This window comes from Leclercia adecarboxylata (genome assembly GCF_006171285.1).
In the GTDB taxonomy this organism is placed as follows: Bacteria; Pseudomonadota; Gammaproteobacteria; order Enterobacterales; family Enterobacteriaceae; genus Enterobacter; species Enterobacter barmai.
The window spans coordinates 154,190-170,803 of record NZ_CP040889.1; the positions used below are offsets into that span (position 1 = coordinate 154,190).

A 16,614-nucleotide genomic window follows, 5' to 3' on the forward strand; every position below is an offset into this window, starting at 1 on the left:
GTCATCAAACTGCGCGGCTCGTATGGTTAGAGCACACCACTGCAGGGCCCGGCAGTGACTGATAAAACCCTAACGACTTTTAGCTCAGAGGAGCCCTGATATGTACATAAATAGCAAACAGCTTGCTCTCCGCTGGGGCGTTTCACCCAGCAGCATTGCCAGCGATATCACCCGTAACCCGGCCAAGCTCCCTCCGTTCATCCGGCTGGGACGTGCGATCCGTTTTCCAGTGGCTGAGGTGGAAGCCTGGGAAAAGCAGCAACTCACGAACATCCAAATTCCACGTTAATCACATTAATTTCTGATAAGGCGAAGAAATCATGACAACCGCAACAACACTCAGCTCTGATTACCTGGTGAACTCAAGCGATAAGATCATCCCGGTCTCTGATGTCATCAGCATCAGTCTCGTTGAAAACCGCCTGAATTTTATTAGTCGGGCGTGCCGCCTGCTGCACACCGAGTCTTTTGATACGGATGACACAGCGAAAACTGTTTTTAACACCTATGCCAGCATCTTCGAAAGTAACCTGTCTGAAGAGGCTGTCTACCGGGGTAATAACTGTATTGCCCGACTCAAGTTCGTCTACGGCATCAGCCTGTTCCAGAACGACGAGCAGGCTATCCTCATGCTCACTAACCGTTATGGCGGAACACTCATCAGTGAATCAGCGAAACCTGACACTCTTGATGAAGCATTTCAGGAACTGGCTACCACTCTTGGTGGTCGCGCATATGAAGCGATGCACTTTCGCTGGTTACATGCCAATTGCCTGCTTTCATCGCGACTCTTGCCGATGGTAGAAAAGACCCCGAATGGCGTCGTCATTAAAGTCAACGATAACTTCGTATCTTTCGTAGCAACGAAAGACGATGCTCTAAAAGAGCAACTGTTTGCTGAGATTCGTACAGCCCTTGCCTGATTTCCCCTTAATTAGCGGTGTCGATATTGACACCGCTCACCTGAATAAGAAAACACTTATGTTTGACATGAATGCACTGCTCGCAGATGCGGCGGGAGTGACGCAACCTGTCGCCCACTCTGCTAAAACGCTTGATAACTTTCCGTTAATACCGCAAAAATCAAAAAATCGACTGGACGTCAGCAGCGAGCTACATCTTGATATCGGCTTTGATACTGAATATGTTTATAACCCACAGACAAAGCAAAACGACATTCTGTCTTATCAAAGCTATGTCGTGCTGCCTGATGGAACGGGCATTCCTGGTATCCTGTACCCCGCCAGCGCACACAAAAAAGATCGCCTCTCCCTGAAAAACTTTCTCGCGCAAACTCTGACGCTGCTATTAAAGAATGATCAGATTACCGAATGGCCGGGTTCGATTACGCTGTATGCTCATTTCCTGCGGGCTGATGTTGCCTCGTTTGCCGATTTCTGGAGCGATCACAAAATATTGCTGAAAGGAATTCGCAGTACAGTTAGCAGTTTTAAAAACCGCTACGGTATTGATTTTGATCAAGTCGAAAATCGTCGTGAAAAAAATAGCCTCATCACGTTTGATAAACGGACCAGCCCGCCCCGTTGTAGCAATGTGACGTTCACCGATACGTTGTTGATCACTCCGGGTGGGATGGGGCTGGCGGAATGTGGCCAATTACTTGGTCTGCCGAAACTAACCGTTCCAGCCCCTTATTCAATCAACGATATGCGCCAGTATTTAAAAGGCGATCGACGCGGTTTCGAAGCTTATGCAGTTCGTGATGCCGAAATTGCCGTGCGCTATGCCTTACAGGTGAAATCGTTCTGCACTGAAAGTCTGATGATTGAGCGCGTCCCCACTACGATTGGTGCTATGGCTGTTTCCCGGTTTCTTAAGACCATTGATGAAAGCGGCATATCTTCTGAAATTTGCATGGGCACCCGCACGGTATCGAAACAGTGCTGGAATCCCGATACACAGGGGTTCAGAACGGTGAAGACAAGGCAGAGTATACCTGCGAGAGAACTCTATGAAACCTTCCCGATAAACTGCTATCACGGCGGTCGTAACGAATGCTACATGATGGGCATTACCCCGGAAAGGGAATGGTATGACTACGATTTAGCAGGTGCTTACACTACTGGGCTGTTGGATATTTTGCAGCCTGATTACGATAATATTTTCCATAGCCGCAATCCTGAAGATTATTGCGGTCATGTCATGGGATTTGCACTTGTCAGTTTTCAATTTCCGGACTCAGTACGGTTTCCCTGCCTGCCTGTCAGAACCGAGCAGTTTGGCCTATTTTTCCCGCTAGCTGGTGAATCGTGGGCTACAGCACCTGAAATTGCCCTAGCTTTGTCACTGGGTGCAGAAATTACAATTCAGCAAGGCATCATCGTTCCATGGCGCATGGATGAACCGCATGATGCTACAAATCTACGAAAACAGGAATGCTCGGTGTTTTTACCTTTTGTGCAGCAGGTCCGTGAAAACCGTAATCATCATGATAAAGGCTCTCTGGAGGAGAAGTTCTGGAAAGAAATCGGTAATTCACTGTATGGAAAACTCGCTCAGGGTCTTCACGCGAAGACTGCGTTTGATACTGCCCGTGGACTGAATAGCCCCTTACCACCATCCGCAGTCACCCAGCCATTCTTTGCAGCACATGTCACAGGATTTGTTCGCGCTGTGGTAGGAGAGCTGATGAACGCACTCCCGACAAATGCAACCGTGGTCAGTGTGACTACCGATGGTTTTCTGACAGATGTTGTGGTCAACTAAAACTGGCCACCGCGTTAGAGTTTTTCCAGTATCGGTTTTCTGATTCGTTTGGTGGTAACCCACCATTATATTCGTGCGGTCTTAGTGCGCTGTAATATCCAACGATATAGTCCGTTATTGCGTGAGCTGCATCGCTGAAGCTTACATAGCCCGTCGCTGGCACCCATTCGTTCTTCAGACTCCTGAAGAAGCGCTCCATTGGGCTGTTATCCCAGCAGTTTCCACGCCGACTCATACTCTGCCTGATCCGGTATCGCCACAGTAACTGCCGGAACTGCCTGCTCGTATAATGACTGCCTTGATCGCTGTGGAACATCACCCCGACGGGCTTACCACGGGTTTCCCATGCCATTTCCAGTGCTTTCATGGTAAGCCTGCTGTCCGGCGAGAACGACATGGCCCAGCCCACTGGTTTTCTTGCGAACAGGTCGAGAACAACGGCGAGGTACGCCCAGCGCTTACCCGTCCAGATATAGGTCACATCACCGCACCACACCTGATTTGGTTCCGTTACGGCGAACTGTCGCTCAAGATGATTCGGGATAGCAACGTGCTCATGACCGCCACGCTTATACCGGTGAGTCGGCTGCTGGCAACTGACCAGCCCCAGCTCTTTCATGAGTCTGCCAGCAAGCCAGCGCCCCATCTGGTAGCCTCTCTGGGTTGCCATTGTGGCGATGCTTCTTGCTCCGGCAGAGCCGTGGCTGATGCCATGCAGTTCAAGTACCTGGCTGCGTAATACAGCCCGTCTGCCGTCTGGCTTTTCAGGACGGTTTTTCCAGTATTTGTAGCTGCTGCGATGGACCCCGAACACATGGCAGAGAGTGGCCACAGGATAACGCGCCCTGAGTTTCCCGATTATCGAGAACTGTTCAGGGAGTCTGACATCAAGAGCGCGGTAGCCTTTTTTAATATTTCATTTTCCATTTCAATACGTTGTAGCTTTTTCCTGAGCTCACGGATTTCAATTTGTTCCGGGGTAATGGGGGAGGCTTTTGGTGTTTTTCCCTGCCGCTCATCACGTAATTGTTTCACCCATCGCGTCATTGTGGAAAGGCCGACATCCATAGCGCTGGCTGCATCTGCCACGGTGTAATTCTGGTCAACGACCAGTTGAGCGGATTCGAGTTTAAACTCTGCGCTGAAATTTCTTTTTTTCATTATGGCACCTGTGTTGTTCTGAGGTGAGCATATCACCTCTGTTCAGGTGGCCAAATTCAGTAAACCACTTCAAGATGCCTCTCTCGAGAATATCGATATGTCTGGTCCACTATCCTCACGTTTTCAGACGTTATGCGACATTGCGGATCCGGGTTCGTCCATGCTGACCTGTAAACATCAGGTCCGGCAGCTTGTCGCCATGAAAACCCGGGGACAGTTAACCTATAAAGCATCAGAGGGTTACCCTATCGTCCATGCTCGCGCAGGTGTTAAACCACCTGTCGATATTCCACGCGACGACTATAACCGCTATATGGTAGACCTCTATATAAACAGGGCTCCGGGTCAGAAACTACGCAGAGGGTCTCTCATTTCAACCCGTGATATGTGGTTGAATGAAAGCGATCTGGTCGCTGTTGAGTCCGAGATCAGGTTAAACCTGGAATTCGACTTCAAACGCCAATTGATAACACCCACTATGAATGAAGGGCATTTGTTAATGCATTCCCGTCCGTGGGATGATATGTCACAGGCACTTAAGCAACGCCAGCTATTCGATGACTGGCGGCAGACACATGCTTTGAAAGATGAAGCCGACTGGGAAGACTGGTGTGATTTCCTCTATTGCAGAAACGTTTTTACCCCACTGAAACTAAAAGTAGGACAAAATCGAAGCGATGATGTCCTTGTTCGCCTTTTCCTGCGGGCCCTGGCTCAACATCAATGGGGGCTCACGCCGGACGACAGAAAGCGACAAACCAGTGTGGAGATAGCTGCATGGCTGGTCGAGGCAGGCTACTCTGTGACACCCAGCGATGTAAAAAATGCAGGTCGGGCTAAGCTCCCACCCATTATCTTTGATCCTGTGACTCCCCGAATGACTCGCCTGATGGACCATATAAAGCTGAAATATCCTGGCTTCGTATTGCCCTCGGCAGTGTTGTAAATCCTTGACGCTGAATATCTGTTTGCTGAGCCCACGCTCCCTGTCGTGGGCTTTACTGCCTGGTAGATAATGAAACTCCTGTAATAAAGCCGCTTCCCCCCACATTCAGGACAGGTTGAGTCCACAAAGACTGCATTGAAAATATACCACTGTATTTTAAGGATTTTATTTTTTAGAAATTCCCTTTCAACCTGGACTCATCTTGTCCAGCACCCTACTGAAAATATCCTTCCAGCTTCAATTGATTGGATGCCTGAATGGATAAGCATGACAAACTTGGGTATCGCCTTGGATTGATACTGACTCGCCTTAACAACGGTGAATCGGTCACGGTGAGTGGGCTCGCTGAAGAATTTAATGTCTGTGATAAAACCATCCGGCGTGACCTCACGCAGCGGTTGGCTTATCTCAACCTTCTTCGCAGTGGTAAGAAATATCACCTTCCCGTTGGCGTTCTGGGACAGCGCAGCAATACGGACTTGCGCCGCTTTACGCGTATTCTGGGTATTGAGGGGTTATTTCCACGCTGGGATGACCGTCTGTTAGGCATATTGCTGGGCAATGCCGAAAATAATCCGTTTCTGATCAAACAACGTCCATACGAAAATTGCGGGCTTTTTATGTCTACGTTGAATACATTGTCAGACGCGATTCGCGGCAGTCAAAAAATTAGCTTCATATATAAAGCGAAAAGCTACAGCACCATTGAGCCCTACCGTCTCGTCAGTGACAGAGGGATCTGGTATCTCGCTGCGATTGAGGGAGGAGTGCTGAAGAGTTTCGTCATTTCAGACATGAAAAAGGTTCTCCCCAGTAACGTGTCGTTTACCATGTCGCCGGAGATTCATCTGCAAATCGAGAATGCGGAAAGTATCTGGTATGGCGCAGAGCTTACTGAAGTACTGATGTCAGTTTCTGCACGTATAGCCCCATGGTTCTTGCGCCGTGCGCTGTTGCCTAGTCAGGAAATTATTCACACTTCCGCAAGCGGTGATTTGCTCGTGATTTCACGGGTGGCTCACTTCGGCCAAATTATCCCTCTCATAAAATACTGGATGCCCGAGGTTGAAGTTCTAAAACCAGCATCGATTCGTAATCAGGTGACGCAAGACATACGCCTTGCTCTGGAACGATACGAGCAGAATGAAAGTACAGAATCAACCGGAGATACCTCTAATGAATAAAGAAGAAAAAGCGCTCGAGAATTTTTTCGAAACCATAGCAACGGATTTACTCAGCGGTCTTCTTGACGCCAACGATAATGAACAGAATGCGCATCTTAAAGCCTGGCTTGACGCACCATTCAATGTGGTTCCCGAAAAACTTCTCCGACATGCCGAGATGATTTGCAATCACTTCAGTGCTGGTGAAGACGGTCATTTGTTAATGCACGGTATTGATGATCAACTGGCTGCAATGAACCTTTCCCGCAAGGAACGCTTCAACCCTATGAAAAAAGGGATCGTCGGTTACGCGGCACCCCGTGATCTGGAAAAAGTGAATGCCTTGCTAAAAGTAGTTATTTCTTATTACGAGTGTGCGTTAATTAAAGCGAAAATGGAGAATGGTGCTCATGATGAATAATACAGAAACTAAAAATCGAAATCCTGTGAAGGATGCTCTTGAAATATTACCTGAAAATATCAGGGACAGTATTGCCCGACGCATCAATGACGTTATCAGTTATGAGCCGGTCATTGGCATTATGGGAAAGACCGGAGCCGGGAAGTCCAGCTTATGTAATGCGATTTTTAAGGGTGATATTTGTGCAGTCAGCGATGTTGCGGCCTGTACCCGTGAAACGCAGGAAATGCGCATCCAGTTTGGCAAACGCTCAGTGCGGTTGATTGATATTCCGGGTGTGGGAGAAAATGCTGAGCGTGACGCTGAATATGAACAACTTTATCGCGACCTGTTACCACAACTGGATCTGGTTCTCTGGGTGATTAAAGGTGATGACCGCGCCTTTTCTGCGGATGAACATTTCTACAAAAATGTGCTGGCTCCTGCTGGCGGTGAGGCTAAAACACTGTTTGTGCTCAATCAGGTCGACAAAATTGAGCCATTCCGTGAATGGGATGTTGTCAACGCCCGGCCTTCTCCATCCCAGATGCAAAATATCCTCGATAAAGAAGCGTATATCACACAGCGATTTGGGTTTACTGACCATCCGGTGATCGCTGTCGCCGCCAGTGAGGGATACAATGTGACCCATTTGGTGGAGGCAATGGTTCGTGCGCTCCCAAAACACGCTCAAAGCGGCGTCGCTTCTCAGGTGAGAGACGAGCACAAAACCCGTACAGTTACAGAAGAGGCAACGGAAGGATTTGGTGATACCGTTGATCGCGTTCTTGATGATATTATTGTTGGTATCCTGCCAGCGCCTTTGCGCGCGGTGGTAAAAGCTGCCAAAAAAGCTGTAGTCAATGGGCTGAAGAAAGCCTGGAACTGGATCTTTGGATAAAAAAATAACGGGAGCAACTGCTCCCGTAATATTCATATCCCATTAATCATTATAATTTCACCAGCCCTGCTTTAATTGCCAGGCGGACACAATTATTGGCCTCCTGCATAATGACGTCCTGGGGATATCTGTTCATTTCCCGATACCCATCAGATTTAGCCATGCGGCCTTCCATTCCGGCATTATCCAGAATGGCCTTCCAGGCATCCCGAATTTTCTTTGAGTCCCTTTCACCGACGCCACCGGAGAGTGTGCCAAATAGCTCTTTGGCATTACTGTTAAGATTTTTGTATTCTGCTGCGTTTGGATCCAGTAACATCGCCATTTGAGTTGACTGACGAGTTGCTTCATAACATCGTCCTGCTGTATCAAGTGAAACAGAAGCGGCTATTGAGGTGACAGGCACGATGGCCGCAATACATGCGGTAATTATCTTTTTCATATCATTATTACCCAATTGGGTGAGAAAGATTATCTGTTCTCACTACTGTCTGTTTGATGGTTTTCGGTAAAATGTCACACACTTATCTGCAAACGCTGCCTGCTGGTATGCCCGAGGCAGTTCATTCTCCAGGGCGATGGTGTTTTCATTAATCGATTCTTCGTCAACGCCATAATGTTGCAGTTCTCCCTCCAGATATTTATGAATTAAAGTAGTGACTTTTTTATCTGACTCCATTAGTTGCCTGTTTATACTGTCCATCGCAAGGTAACAGGCTACACGATTATTTACCTGAACAAGCCCGGCATACGCCTGTGACAGAAACCAGTGAATAGCAGAGTCGCTATTATCTTTCTTTTCATCTTATATCCTTAATTAAGGTGATTTATTTGGTTCATTGTAGAGCCTAATGCGATGCGAGAACAGGTTATGTCCATGTAGAGAAAATTATTTGAATATTCCTTGCCTGACTCGCTCTCTTATCAGAGGAGCCAACCGCACTTTCCCGGGGGAAATAACTTCCGTTACTGTTTCCACTCTCAATAAGTCCCGTAGCCCTGTTCGACGGGACACAGAAAACTGCTGGCAAATATCATTAACCGACAGGGAATTACCGGTATAGAGCTGGAGCAATATCCACCCCAGTCTTTCAGCGATCTTCTCGCCTCGTGACTGACGCATCATAGGTACCTGTATAGTTTTGTTTTAACAGTCCATCGGCCAAGACCGACCCTAACACACTGTAATATCGATGTTATTTATGCGGTGTAAAACTGCCGTTGGGGTAATGGAGTCATCGTTATCACCCCGTCACTGAGTAATGCGACATTTGGGCCTAAACCACGAGGGATCTGAGATCCCCCGTGTCTGCACATGTTTATGCGAACAGCCAGGAAAAAGAGACATCATCACCATGCTGTGTTGCACGCCACATGCAGAAGATTACAAAGCCGCCCGCTTTCTTCCTGTTCATAACGGGTCAACAACTTTCCACAGTTACCGTTACCCGGTAAATCCCCATAGAGAGATATTCCATAAAATTACTCTCCCACAGGGACCAGAGTTCATTCTTCTCAGATGCCAATGAAATATCTCCAATCAGATAATGGGAGACGTAATGACCCGACCAGCAAAAGTCCATTTCCTTTTCCAGCTCCGGGTAAACTCGCCCCATGTAACTAAAGTCTGTGACATAATCGAAATACCATTCGTTATCCTGTCGGATGAACCGCATTTCAACCGGATGAAATCCCCCGGATTCTGCACTGTAGTCCGGGTTACGAAAATTAATGACCACTGCCCTGACCGATGTTTGCTGAGATTGTTCTGCCAGAAGCGTAGCGATGTGCTGCTGAAATAATTTAGTGACAGGCAGCGTTAATCCTTCCTGTTTTAAGACATACTGGGTTTGCATAATGAATTTTCCTGAAGAAGATGAACAGTGGTGAGTAGCCGTTTCTGGTTGTATGAACGTACTGGTAAAGAATTAATCCTCCGCGTTGTTTTCTCTATCCCCAACTTTGCTGAGTGTTTTCAGGCGCACCCGCCAGTCGGCATATAAAACATGCGTAAATAATTTCTCCGGATGCGCCTCCAGCAGGCATATATCTGGCGAGCGCAGAACAGCAGCCAGAAAACCAGCATTATTGGCACTAGCCCCTTTAAATAATGGTCTGAATACGCCAGATGTGAAGCCCGTTGTCGGTTGCACTTCGAGTACACTTTCAATCTTAGAAAGTGCGATCCAGTCTTTAGAGAACAATCCTCCGCTACCATTTGCCATGAGACGCAGGTAAAGTTCATTATCCGTTTCAGACATTGCCAGTTGCCATGTCAGCATACCACTGGATTTAGGACTAATTTTTTCCGCCTGTCCTGATTCAATGAGCAGCTTATAACTCTCTTCAGGTAATATTCGCTCATCTTCAGTGATACCTTTTTCAACATCACTTAAATCATTATTTAACGCCAGCTCATCGTGTTCATTATTGTTTTTCACTGCCTTTGATTTTCTCATTTTCTTCTCCTGATTTTAATCTGATTTACAGACGCAATTGCGCCATAGACATTAATGTATCAATCCCAACAAGAGAACAATTGGGGTGAAATAACAAATAAATACCATTCCCGTTATCTTCTGTAATGGATAGCATCAAATAATATTCATCTGTCAGACGGACCACGAACTCAGGGTTTGCAATTAAATGATGAATTACATCTAATACGTGCCGTTTAAAATCTTCGGGAACATCATGAGGTTCAATGTACATTAATGTTACGCCAACCTCACCCCAGAAATCCCTTGCGGAGAATTCATCATCAAATGGAATTATCAGTTCTTTTTTCAAGACGGTCATAACCGAATCGGGAAGAAGGAGCGATGGCAGGTCTTTCCAGCTCGAGACAAATTTCATTGAATAATCCTCATAAACAAAAACCCCGATACGTCTTAAGTATCGGGGTTATATAGACAGGGTTAAGAATCTTAAATTTCCTTCCGAGGTCATCTATATTCTTTCATAATATCCACACGATTTACAGATCAGCACTGGTGCATTATTTCTTTCTCGTTGCTCCAGAAATCCAAAGAGGCGTTTTATTGCCGTGATGATGTTTTTGAGCAATTCACATAATTGCTCCGGGCTGATATAACCAGCAGACGTTGTCAGGAACCGATCATCGCGAGTCAACTCAGCTATCTTTCCGGCTGTTTCTGTCACTGTGTTTCGGCTACCGCACTTAGGACATTTTAACGACATAATCATTCTCCACGTTTTAGGGATGCTAAAATCAATGTTCTTTACCGGTTGTAACGGTGTTCAAAAGAAGGTCGGTAACGCCCTGCCCGGTCTGACGCATACGCTCTGGTGTCAATTTTGCGTAGCGTTCAGTACTCTGAATGCTGGCATGGGCCAGTTGGGCTTTAACGTCATACAAACTGTACTGACCACTGGAGACAAGTAATGATGCGACGGAATGGCGCGTAGTGTGGAAACAGACTTCACTTTTATCTATCCCGCACTCTGTCAGTATTTTTTCATAGGCCCACCGGGGTTCTGATATCGGTTTTCCATTATCTTTTACGGCAAACAGATAGGGGTTGCTGCCAGCCCGTGGGATCGAATCAATAATGGATAATGCAACATCACTGAGATACACAGTTCTGCTGCGACCATTCTTAGTATAAGGAATGAATAACGACCTGTTATCCCGATCAATATGTTTGTACATGACGTTCAGCATTTCTGATTTGCGTGTACCGGTTAACAGCAGCATGGCTATCAGTCCCCCGGCTGCCTTATTGGGGTATCGTACCGCAGCGTCGAGGATCCTTCTGATCTCATCGGCATCAAAAAAGCGCGTCCGCTGATTATTCTCCTTCAGCAAAGGGAGCTTATCGGCTTCATTCTTCTCCAGGACATCCTGTCGTAGCGCATAACGCCCCATAGTTTTCAGAATAGCCAGTGCCCTGTTACAGGTAGACGGTGCATACTGCTGGCCGTGAATACGACCTTCAAGCATGTCGAAAAGCACCTGCTGGATTTCCCGGGCCCGAAGGTCACAGTAACGTATCTTCCCCAGACGAGGTTCAATGTATTGCGTGAAACGCTGAACATCCTTATGCCAGGACTTTTTATGGCGCTTGATGAACGGAACATAGGTCTGGTGAAAAAACTCACTAAGCGTTGGCATCGCACGATAATTATCGCGCTCTGCCTTGGGGTCATTTCCCAGTGCAATCGCCTCCTTATGACGGCGAGCTATCTGGCGAGCTGTCCCCACATCAATTTCAGGGAATCTGCCAATACTGATACTTTTTTTGGTACCGTGGAATGTGTAGCGCAGGAGGAAACGTTTGTTACCTGTTCGGCCTGAGAGACATTTAAGGCCGATGACTTCGGTATCAGACACCTCAAGCTCTGTAGATCGGGTATCTGTGTTTGCCGGAAGGGCTTTGATGGATGAATTGGTGAATCGGAAGGATTTCTGCATGATTATCCTCATGTATCTTACTGATATCATGAAAATAATATATATCTGAAGGTGTATTTATTACGGGGCGTGATTGGAGAATGGAAAAGCTATTAGACGCGTACAAACGGATATTACAGGAGGTTGACGCCCGGTCATTTAACCTGAGTGAGGATAAATACTCAAGCGTCTTTTTACCTGTACCCTTTGAAGAATACTTGCATTCACCGGTGAAAATCATGCTGGTTGGACGTGAAACCGCTGGCTGGAATACGCTGAATGGTAAGAATACGATGTCACGGGTGCTGGGACTTATACCTGACGTCACCATCGGGCAGGTGGTTGAAGAGGCTGTAGCTCGTTACAGGAATCATCTTCCGGTACAAAATGAAGGCACCACCAACCTCAAATCACGTAGCCACTTCACGCAATATCATTTCCGACTGGCCCGGGAGCTTAATTTTCCTCCTCAGGCTATCGTGTATGCCAATCTACTGGCGTGGGATTACGACGGACTGACCCCTCTCAATCGCCCTCAAAATGAAGTGCAGGAAGTCATATTAGCCTCGCTGAAACTTCTGGCGGTACAAATTAAAAACCTTGAGCCTGATTTCATCATCTTTGCATCCGGAGCACGGAGAACAGACTACATCATAAAACAGTTGCTTACTGAACTGGGCGGCAATGAGACTTCTTCAGTCATTTTGGGGAAGCTATGGGAGTTCAAAACAGATAATACAATCTGTTTCAGAATTGCTCATCCAAGGGCTATGCGCGGACACCAGAAGTACAGAGAAGAGGTGATTGCGCGAATTACGCAACTTGTACTCAGGGTGGCTAGAACATTACAGTTTTCTCAGCAGGCCCCCCTTCCCGGAAGAGTACCGGAAAACAGGCAAAGCAACCTGGTTCTCTATGCTGGAGGCGACACGTTCAATTCGGCATTACCAGGCTGTAGATTGCAGCTCATTGCACCCCGTGAGCACAGGATATGCACAGGGCGTGAATTGCATGCACAAAAAAACCACCCGAAGGTGGTTTCACGACACTGCTTATTGGTTTGATTATTCTACTTTTTCCCATGGTAGCCGGAGTGGGACTTGAACCCACACAGCGCGAACGCCGAGGGATTTTAAATCCCTTGTGTCTACCGATTCCACCATCCGGCCTCGGGAAGAAAGTGGAGGCGCGTTCCGGAGTCGAACCGGACTAGACGGATTTGCAATCCGCTACATAACCGCTTTGCTAACGCGCCTTAAATCTTTTGTCTTGCGACTGACACCCGCTATTGCGTATGTCTTAAATTTGGAGCGGGAAACGAGACTCGAACTCGCGACCCCGACCTTGGCAAGGTCGTGCTCTACCAACTGAGCTATTCCCGCATTTATCAAGTCATTACGCTAATCACTTGATTTTGCTATCGACTAACGGACCGTGCCGTCGTTCGATGCGTTGCATTCTACTTACCTGACGTTTTGAGTCAACGTTAATTTTCACCCCAACAGATCGTTTGCTGAAAATTACGTCGAAACGATCACTGATCAAGCAAATCGCCCCGTGCGGCGTTCAAATATTGCAACATTGACCACAGGGTCAGCACTGCGGCGACCATAAACAGGCCAATACCAGCCCACTCTACCCACTCGTTTGGACGCCACAGCATCCACACCAGTGCCGCCATCTGCGCGGTAGTTTTGACCTTGCCAATCCAGGAGACCGCCACGCTGCTGCGTTTACCCAGTTCCGCCATCCACTCTCGCAGGGCAGAGATGATAATTTCACGGGCAATCATGGTCGCCGCAGGCAGGGTGACCCACCAGCTGTGATAGTGCTCAACCACCAGCACCATTGCGATGGCCACCATGACTTTGTCTGCTACCGGGTCGAGGAAGGCGCCAAAACGGGTGCTCTGGTTCCAGCGACGTGCGAGGTAACCGTCAAACCAGTCAGTCACTGCCGCGACAAAAAAGATAAGCGCACATGCGAAAGGAGCCCAGACAAAGGGCAGATAAAACGCCAGTACAAAGAAAGGAATGAGCACGACGCGGAAGAGCGTCAGCAACGTAGGGATATTTAATCGCATAGTGACGGTAACTGTTTGTTGTCAGTAATTATTAGCCCTATGTTGCTACAGAGCCCTCAATGTTTCAACGAGTAGTAGATCTTTTCTGCCAGCCCTTGCGAAATACCTGGCACTTTTGCAATTTCCTCGACGCTGGCGTTGAGTAATCCTTGCAAACCGCCCATATATTTCAGCAACATCTGGCGACGTTTTGGCCCGACCCCTTCGATCGTCTCCAGCGTGCTGGTATTTTTCACTTTTGCCCGTTTTTTGCGGTGGCCGCTAATAGCGTGATCGTGTGACTCATCGCGAATATGCTGGATCACATGTAACGCAGGCGAGTCCGGCGGCAGGCTAAAGCCCTCCCCTTCCGGCTCCAGGAACAGGGTTTCCAGCCCGGCTTTACGATCGGTACCTTTTGCCACGCCTAACAACAGCGGATGATGCTTGTCCCAGGTCACGTCCAGTTCGGCAAACACCGATTTTGCCTGGGCGAGCTGGCCTTTACCCCCGTCAATCAGGATAACGTCCGGGATCTTACTTCCTTCGATAGCTTTACCGTAGCGACGGCGCAGCACCTGATTCATGGCGGCGTAATCATCCCCGGGGGTGATATCAGTAATGTTGTAGCGCCGGTATTCCGCACGCAGCGGGCCGTTCGCGTCGAACACCACGCAGGAGGCCACGGTCTGCTCCCCCATCGTGTGGCTGATATCGAAACACTCCATGCGTTTCACTTCCGGCAGTTTGAGCACCGTCGCCAGCGCAACAAGACGCTGATGAACGGTCGACTGCTGCGACAGCTTGGTGGTCAACGCCGTTGCGGCATTGGTGCGCGCCAGCTTCAGGTAGCGGGCACGATCGCCGCGCGGTTTGGTCTGCACGTTTACCCGACGCCCGGCCAGCTCCGACAGCGAATCTGCCAGCAGGGTTTTATCGCTCAGATTAAAATCGAGCAGAATCTCAGACGGCACCGTTCGCATCTGGCTGCCCTGGAGATAGAACTGCCCGACAAAGGTCTCCACCACTTCGCCCAGCTCCGTACCACCCGGTACTTTCGGGAAATAACTGCGGCTGCCCAGCACCTTACCCTGACGGATAAACAGCACATGCACGCAGGCCATGCCCGCATCGAACGACACGCCAATCACGTCCAGGTCGTCGCCGTTATTGGAGACGAACTGTTTTTCCGTTACCCGTCGCACGGCCTGGATCTGATCGCGGATCCGCGCCGCCTCTTCAAAGTTCAGCGCCTGGCTGGCCTTCTCCATGCGGGCGATAAGCTGATTCAGCACCTGGTCGTCTTTACCGGCCAGGAACAGGCGCACATATTCCACCTGTTGAGCGTACTCCTCTTCGCTGACCAGCCCTTCGACGCACGGCCCGAGGCACCGACCTATCTGATACTGCAGGCAGGGGCGAGAGCGGTTGCGATAAACACTGTTTTCACACTGGCGAATCGGGAAGATCTTCTGCAGCAGCGCCAGGGTTTCCCGCACCGCGTAGCCGTTAGGGAACGGGCCGAAGTACTCGCCTTTCGCGTGCTTGGCCCCGCGATGGCTAGCGAGGCGCGGGTGAGTATCGCCACTCAGGAAAATAAACGGGTAGGATTTATCATCGCGCAGCAGCACGTTGTAACGCGGCTGATACAGCTTGATGTAGTTATGCTCCAGCAACAGCGCTTCGGTCTCTGTGTGGGTCACAGTGACGTCAATCTGCTGGATCTGAGCGACCAGCGCTTCTGTTTTGCGGGAGGCAAGATTGCTGCGGAAGTAGCTGGAAAGACGCTTTTTAAGATCTTTCGCTTTTCCGACATAGATAACCGTCCCGCCTGCGTCGTACATCCGGTAGACGCCTGGCTGGCTGGTGACGGTTTTCAGGAAAGCACTGGATTCAAACACTTCACTCACTGACTAATTAGGGTCTCGGCATTGCACAGACCATGACGGATGGCCAGGTGAGTGAGTTCGACATCGCCATGGATGTTCAGTTTACTGAACATTCGGTAGCGGTAGCTGTTCACCGTTTTCGGGCTGAGATTAAGCTGCTCAGAGATCTCATTCACCTTCTGGCCTTTGGTAATCATCAGCATAATCTGCAATTCGCGCTCAGACAAACTGGCAAACGGTGATTCGGTCTTTTCTGGCTCAATCTGGCTGAGTGCCATTTGCTGCGCGATATCGGAAGCAATATAGCGCTGTCCGGAATAGACAGACCGGATAGCGTTGACAACTTCCTGCGGAGCGGCACCTTTGCTCAGATAGCCCGCGGCGCCCGCCTGCATGACTTTTGCAGGAAGGGGGTTTTCAGTGTGAACCGTCAGCATGATCACTTTGGTATCAACCCAGGCGCGCGCAATTTTACGCGTTGCTTCCAGGCCACCGATACCGGGCATGTTCATGTCCATCAGGACGACATCAGCAGTATTCGTCCGGCACCATTTTACGGCATCTTCACCGCAGCAGGCCTCGCCAGCAACTTTTATACCTTTAATATCTTCAAGAATGCGTCGTATCCCTGCGCGCACCAGTTCGTGGTCATCAACAAGAAGGACGTTGATCAAAGGAAATTCTCCAGAATAGGGATAACGCTACAGACAGTTAATTCGGCTCATATTAACGTTTTTTATCGCAAACTGAAAACGTTAAAAAATGCATGCCTTCGATAAGGCTCTCTTTTTTGGAAATTAACTTGTACATCAACTGGAAACAGAAGCCTTGCTCAGTATGGCTCAACCCTCTTTCTTAAGTCAGATGTTTTCAAAAATTGACGAAATTTAAAGGCTATTTTTCCGCTGTAAAAATACCCCATATAATTTTGTAACAATAATTAACGTTTGC

General features: G+C 48.5%; 16 protein-coding genes, 3 tRNA genes and 2 pseudogenes. 8 read left to right on the forward strand and 13 right to left on the reverse strand.

Translation table 11 applies throughout. The annotated features are described in order from the left end of the window. Window positions 1–100: 100 nt before the first annotated feature. From FHN83_RS02580 to FHN83_RS28495, 3 genes are read left to right on the forward strand one after another with little or no spacing between them, the layout of a single operon-like run. Complete coding sequence (locus FHN83_RS02580) at window positions 101–289, forward strand: helix-turn-helix transcriptional regulator (RefSeq protein WP_139563166.1); 189 nt, start codon at window positions 101–103, stop codon at window positions 287–289. A gap of 31 nt (window positions 290–320) precedes the next feature. Continuing rightward, window positions 321–923: a hypothetical protein gene (locus FHN83_RS02585; protein WP_139563167.1), complete on the forward strand. Its 603-nt coding sequence runs from the start codon at window positions 321–323 to the stop codon at window positions 921–923. A 58-nt stretch (window positions 924–981) separates the two neighbouring features. Next, window positions 982–2,727: a hypothetical protein gene (locus FHN83_RS28495; RefSeq protein WP_419146404.1), complete on the forward strand. Its 1,746-nt coding sequence runs from the start codon at window positions 982–984 to the stop codon at window positions 2,725–2,727. On the opposite strand, the gene FHN83_RS02595 is transcribed toward FHN83_RS28495, so the two are convergent. Next, window positions 2,720–3,888 (reverse strand): IS3-like element ISEc52 family transposase gene (locus FHN83_RS02595; protein WP_139563168.1). Its coding sequence is split into 2 segments (ribosomal slippage): window positions 2,720–3,639 and window positions 3,639–3,888, totalling 1,170 coding nucleotides; the frame shifts between segments, so codons are not numbered across the junction. The genes FHN83_RS28495 and FHN83_RS02595 overlap by 8 nt on opposite strands. 88 nt (window positions 3,889–3,976) lie before the next feature. On the opposite strand from FHN83_RS02595, the pseudogene FHN83_RS02600 reads away from it, so the two are divergent. From FHN83_RS02600 to FHN83_RS02615, 4 genes and pseudogenes are all read left to right on the forward strand, one after another. Next, window positions 3,977–4,834, forward strand: a pseudogene (locus FHN83_RS02600) (hypothetical protein); the annotation flags it as partial. 257 nt (window positions 4,835–5,091) lie between these two features. Then, window positions 5,092–6,018: a helix-turn-helix transcriptional regulator gene (locus tag FHN83_RS02605; RefSeq protein ID WP_139563169.1), complete on the forward strand. Its 927-nt coding sequence runs from the start codon at window positions 5,092–5,094 to the stop codon at window positions 6,016–6,018. Continuing rightward, complete coding sequence (locus tag FHN83_RS02610) at window positions 6,011–6,418, forward strand: hypothetical protein (protein WP_139563170.1); 408 nt, start codon at window positions 6,011–6,013, stop codon at window positions 6,416–6,418. The genes FHN83_RS02605 and FHN83_RS02610 overlap by 8 nt, the downstream gene beginning before the upstream one ends. Further along, window positions 6,408–7,298, forward strand: a complete 891-nt coding sequence (locus FHN83_RS02615) for a GTPase family protein (RefSeq protein ID WP_255296495.1) — start codon at window positions 6,408–6,410, stop codon at window positions 7,296–7,298. Before FHN83_RS02610 ends, FHN83_RS02615 begins: the two co-directional genes overlap by 11 nt. A gap of 49 nt (window positions 7,299–7,347) precedes the next feature. Here FHN83_RS02615 and FHN83_RS02620 read toward each other — a convergent pair whose 3' ends face one another. The 6 genes from FHN83_RS02620 to FHN83_RS02650 all read right to left on the reverse strand — a co-directional run bounded on the left by FHN83_RS02620 (window position 7,348) and on the right by FHN83_RS02650 (window position 11,733). Beyond that, the gene (locus FHN83_RS02620) at window positions 7,348–7,740 is read right to left on the reverse strand and encodes a hypothetical protein (RefSeq protein ID WP_139563171.1); all 393 of its coding nucleotides are present in this window, start codon (window positions 7,738–7,740) and stop codon (window positions 7,348–7,350) included. A gap of 42 nt (window positions 7,741–7,782) precedes the next feature. Further along, a complete protein-coding gene (locus FHN83_RS02625; protein WP_139563172.1) occupies window positions 7,783–7,977 on the reverse strand; it encodes a hypothetical protein in 195 nt (64 codons plus the stop codon). A gap of 742 nt (window positions 7,978–8,719) precedes the next feature. Next, window positions 8,720–9,154, reverse strand: coding sequence for a DUF2787 family protein (locus FHN83_RS02630; RefSeq protein ID WP_139563173.1), 435 nt, complete (start codon window positions 9,152–9,154; stop codon window positions 8,720–8,722). Window positions 9,155–9,226: 72 nt separating this feature from the next. Beyond that, window positions 9,227–9,757, reverse strand: a complete 531-nt coding sequence (locus tag FHN83_RS02635; RefSeq protein ID WP_139563174.1) for a hypothetical protein — start codon at window positions 9,755–9,757, stop codon at window positions 9,227–9,229. A gap of 25 nt (window positions 9,758–9,782) precedes the next feature. Then, a complete protein-coding gene (locus tag FHN83_RS02640) occupies window positions 9,783–10,154 on the reverse strand; it encodes a hypothetical protein (RefSeq protein ID WP_226478923.1) in 372 nt (123 codons plus the stop codon). A gap of 376 nt (window positions 10,155–10,530) precedes the next feature. Next, window positions 10,531–11,733, reverse strand: coding sequence for a site-specific integrase (locus FHN83_RS02650; protein WP_139563175.1), 1,203 nt, complete (start codon window positions 11,731–11,733; stop codon window positions 10,531–10,533). An 80-nt stretch (window positions 11,734–11,813) separates the two neighbouring features. On the opposite strand from FHN83_RS02650, the pseudogene FHN83_RS02655 reads away from it, so the two are divergent. Then, window positions 11,814–12,553, forward strand: a pseudogene (locus tag FHN83_RS02655) (hypothetical protein). Between the two features lie 241 nt (window positions 12,554–12,794). On the opposite strand, the gene FHN83_RS02665 reads toward FHN83_RS02655, so the two are convergent. From FHN83_RS02665 to uvrY, 6 genes are all read right to left on the reverse strand, one after another. Next, window positions 12,795–12,881, reverse strand: a tRNA-Leu gene (locus FHN83_RS02665). Between the two features lie 12 nt (window positions 12,882–12,893). Then, window positions 12,894–12,967 (reverse strand) — tRNA-Cys (locus tag FHN83_RS02670). Between the two features lie 51 nt (window positions 12,968–13,018). Then, window positions 13,019–13,094, reverse strand: a tRNA-Gly gene (locus FHN83_RS02675). Window positions 13,095–13,246: 152 nt separating this feature from the next. Then, window positions 13,247–13,795 (reverse strand): CDP-diacylglycerol--glycerol-3-phosphate 3-phosphatidyltransferase, encoded by a 549-nt coding sequence (gene pgsA, locus FHN83_RS02680; RefSeq protein ID WP_032612063.1) that lies wholly within the window; start codon window positions 13,793–13,795, stop codon window positions 13,247–13,249. 56 nt (window positions 13,796–13,851) lie between these two features. Then, on the reverse strand, window positions 13,852–15,684 hold the full coding sequence (gene uvrC / locus FHN83_RS02685) for an excinuclease ABC subunit UvrC (RefSeq protein ID WP_039030888.1): 1,833 nt from the start codon (window positions 15,682–15,684) through the stop codon (window positions 13,852–13,854). Beyond that, on the reverse strand, window positions 15,681–16,337 hold the full coding sequence (uvrY, locus tag FHN83_RS02690) for a UvrY/SirA/GacA family response regulator transcription factor (RefSeq protein ID WP_039030889.1): 657 nt from the start codon (window positions 16,335–16,337) through the stop codon (window positions 15,681–15,683). The genes uvrC and uvrY overlap by 4 nt, the downstream gene beginning before the upstream one ends. Window positions 16,338–16,614 lie beyond the last annotated feature (277 nt).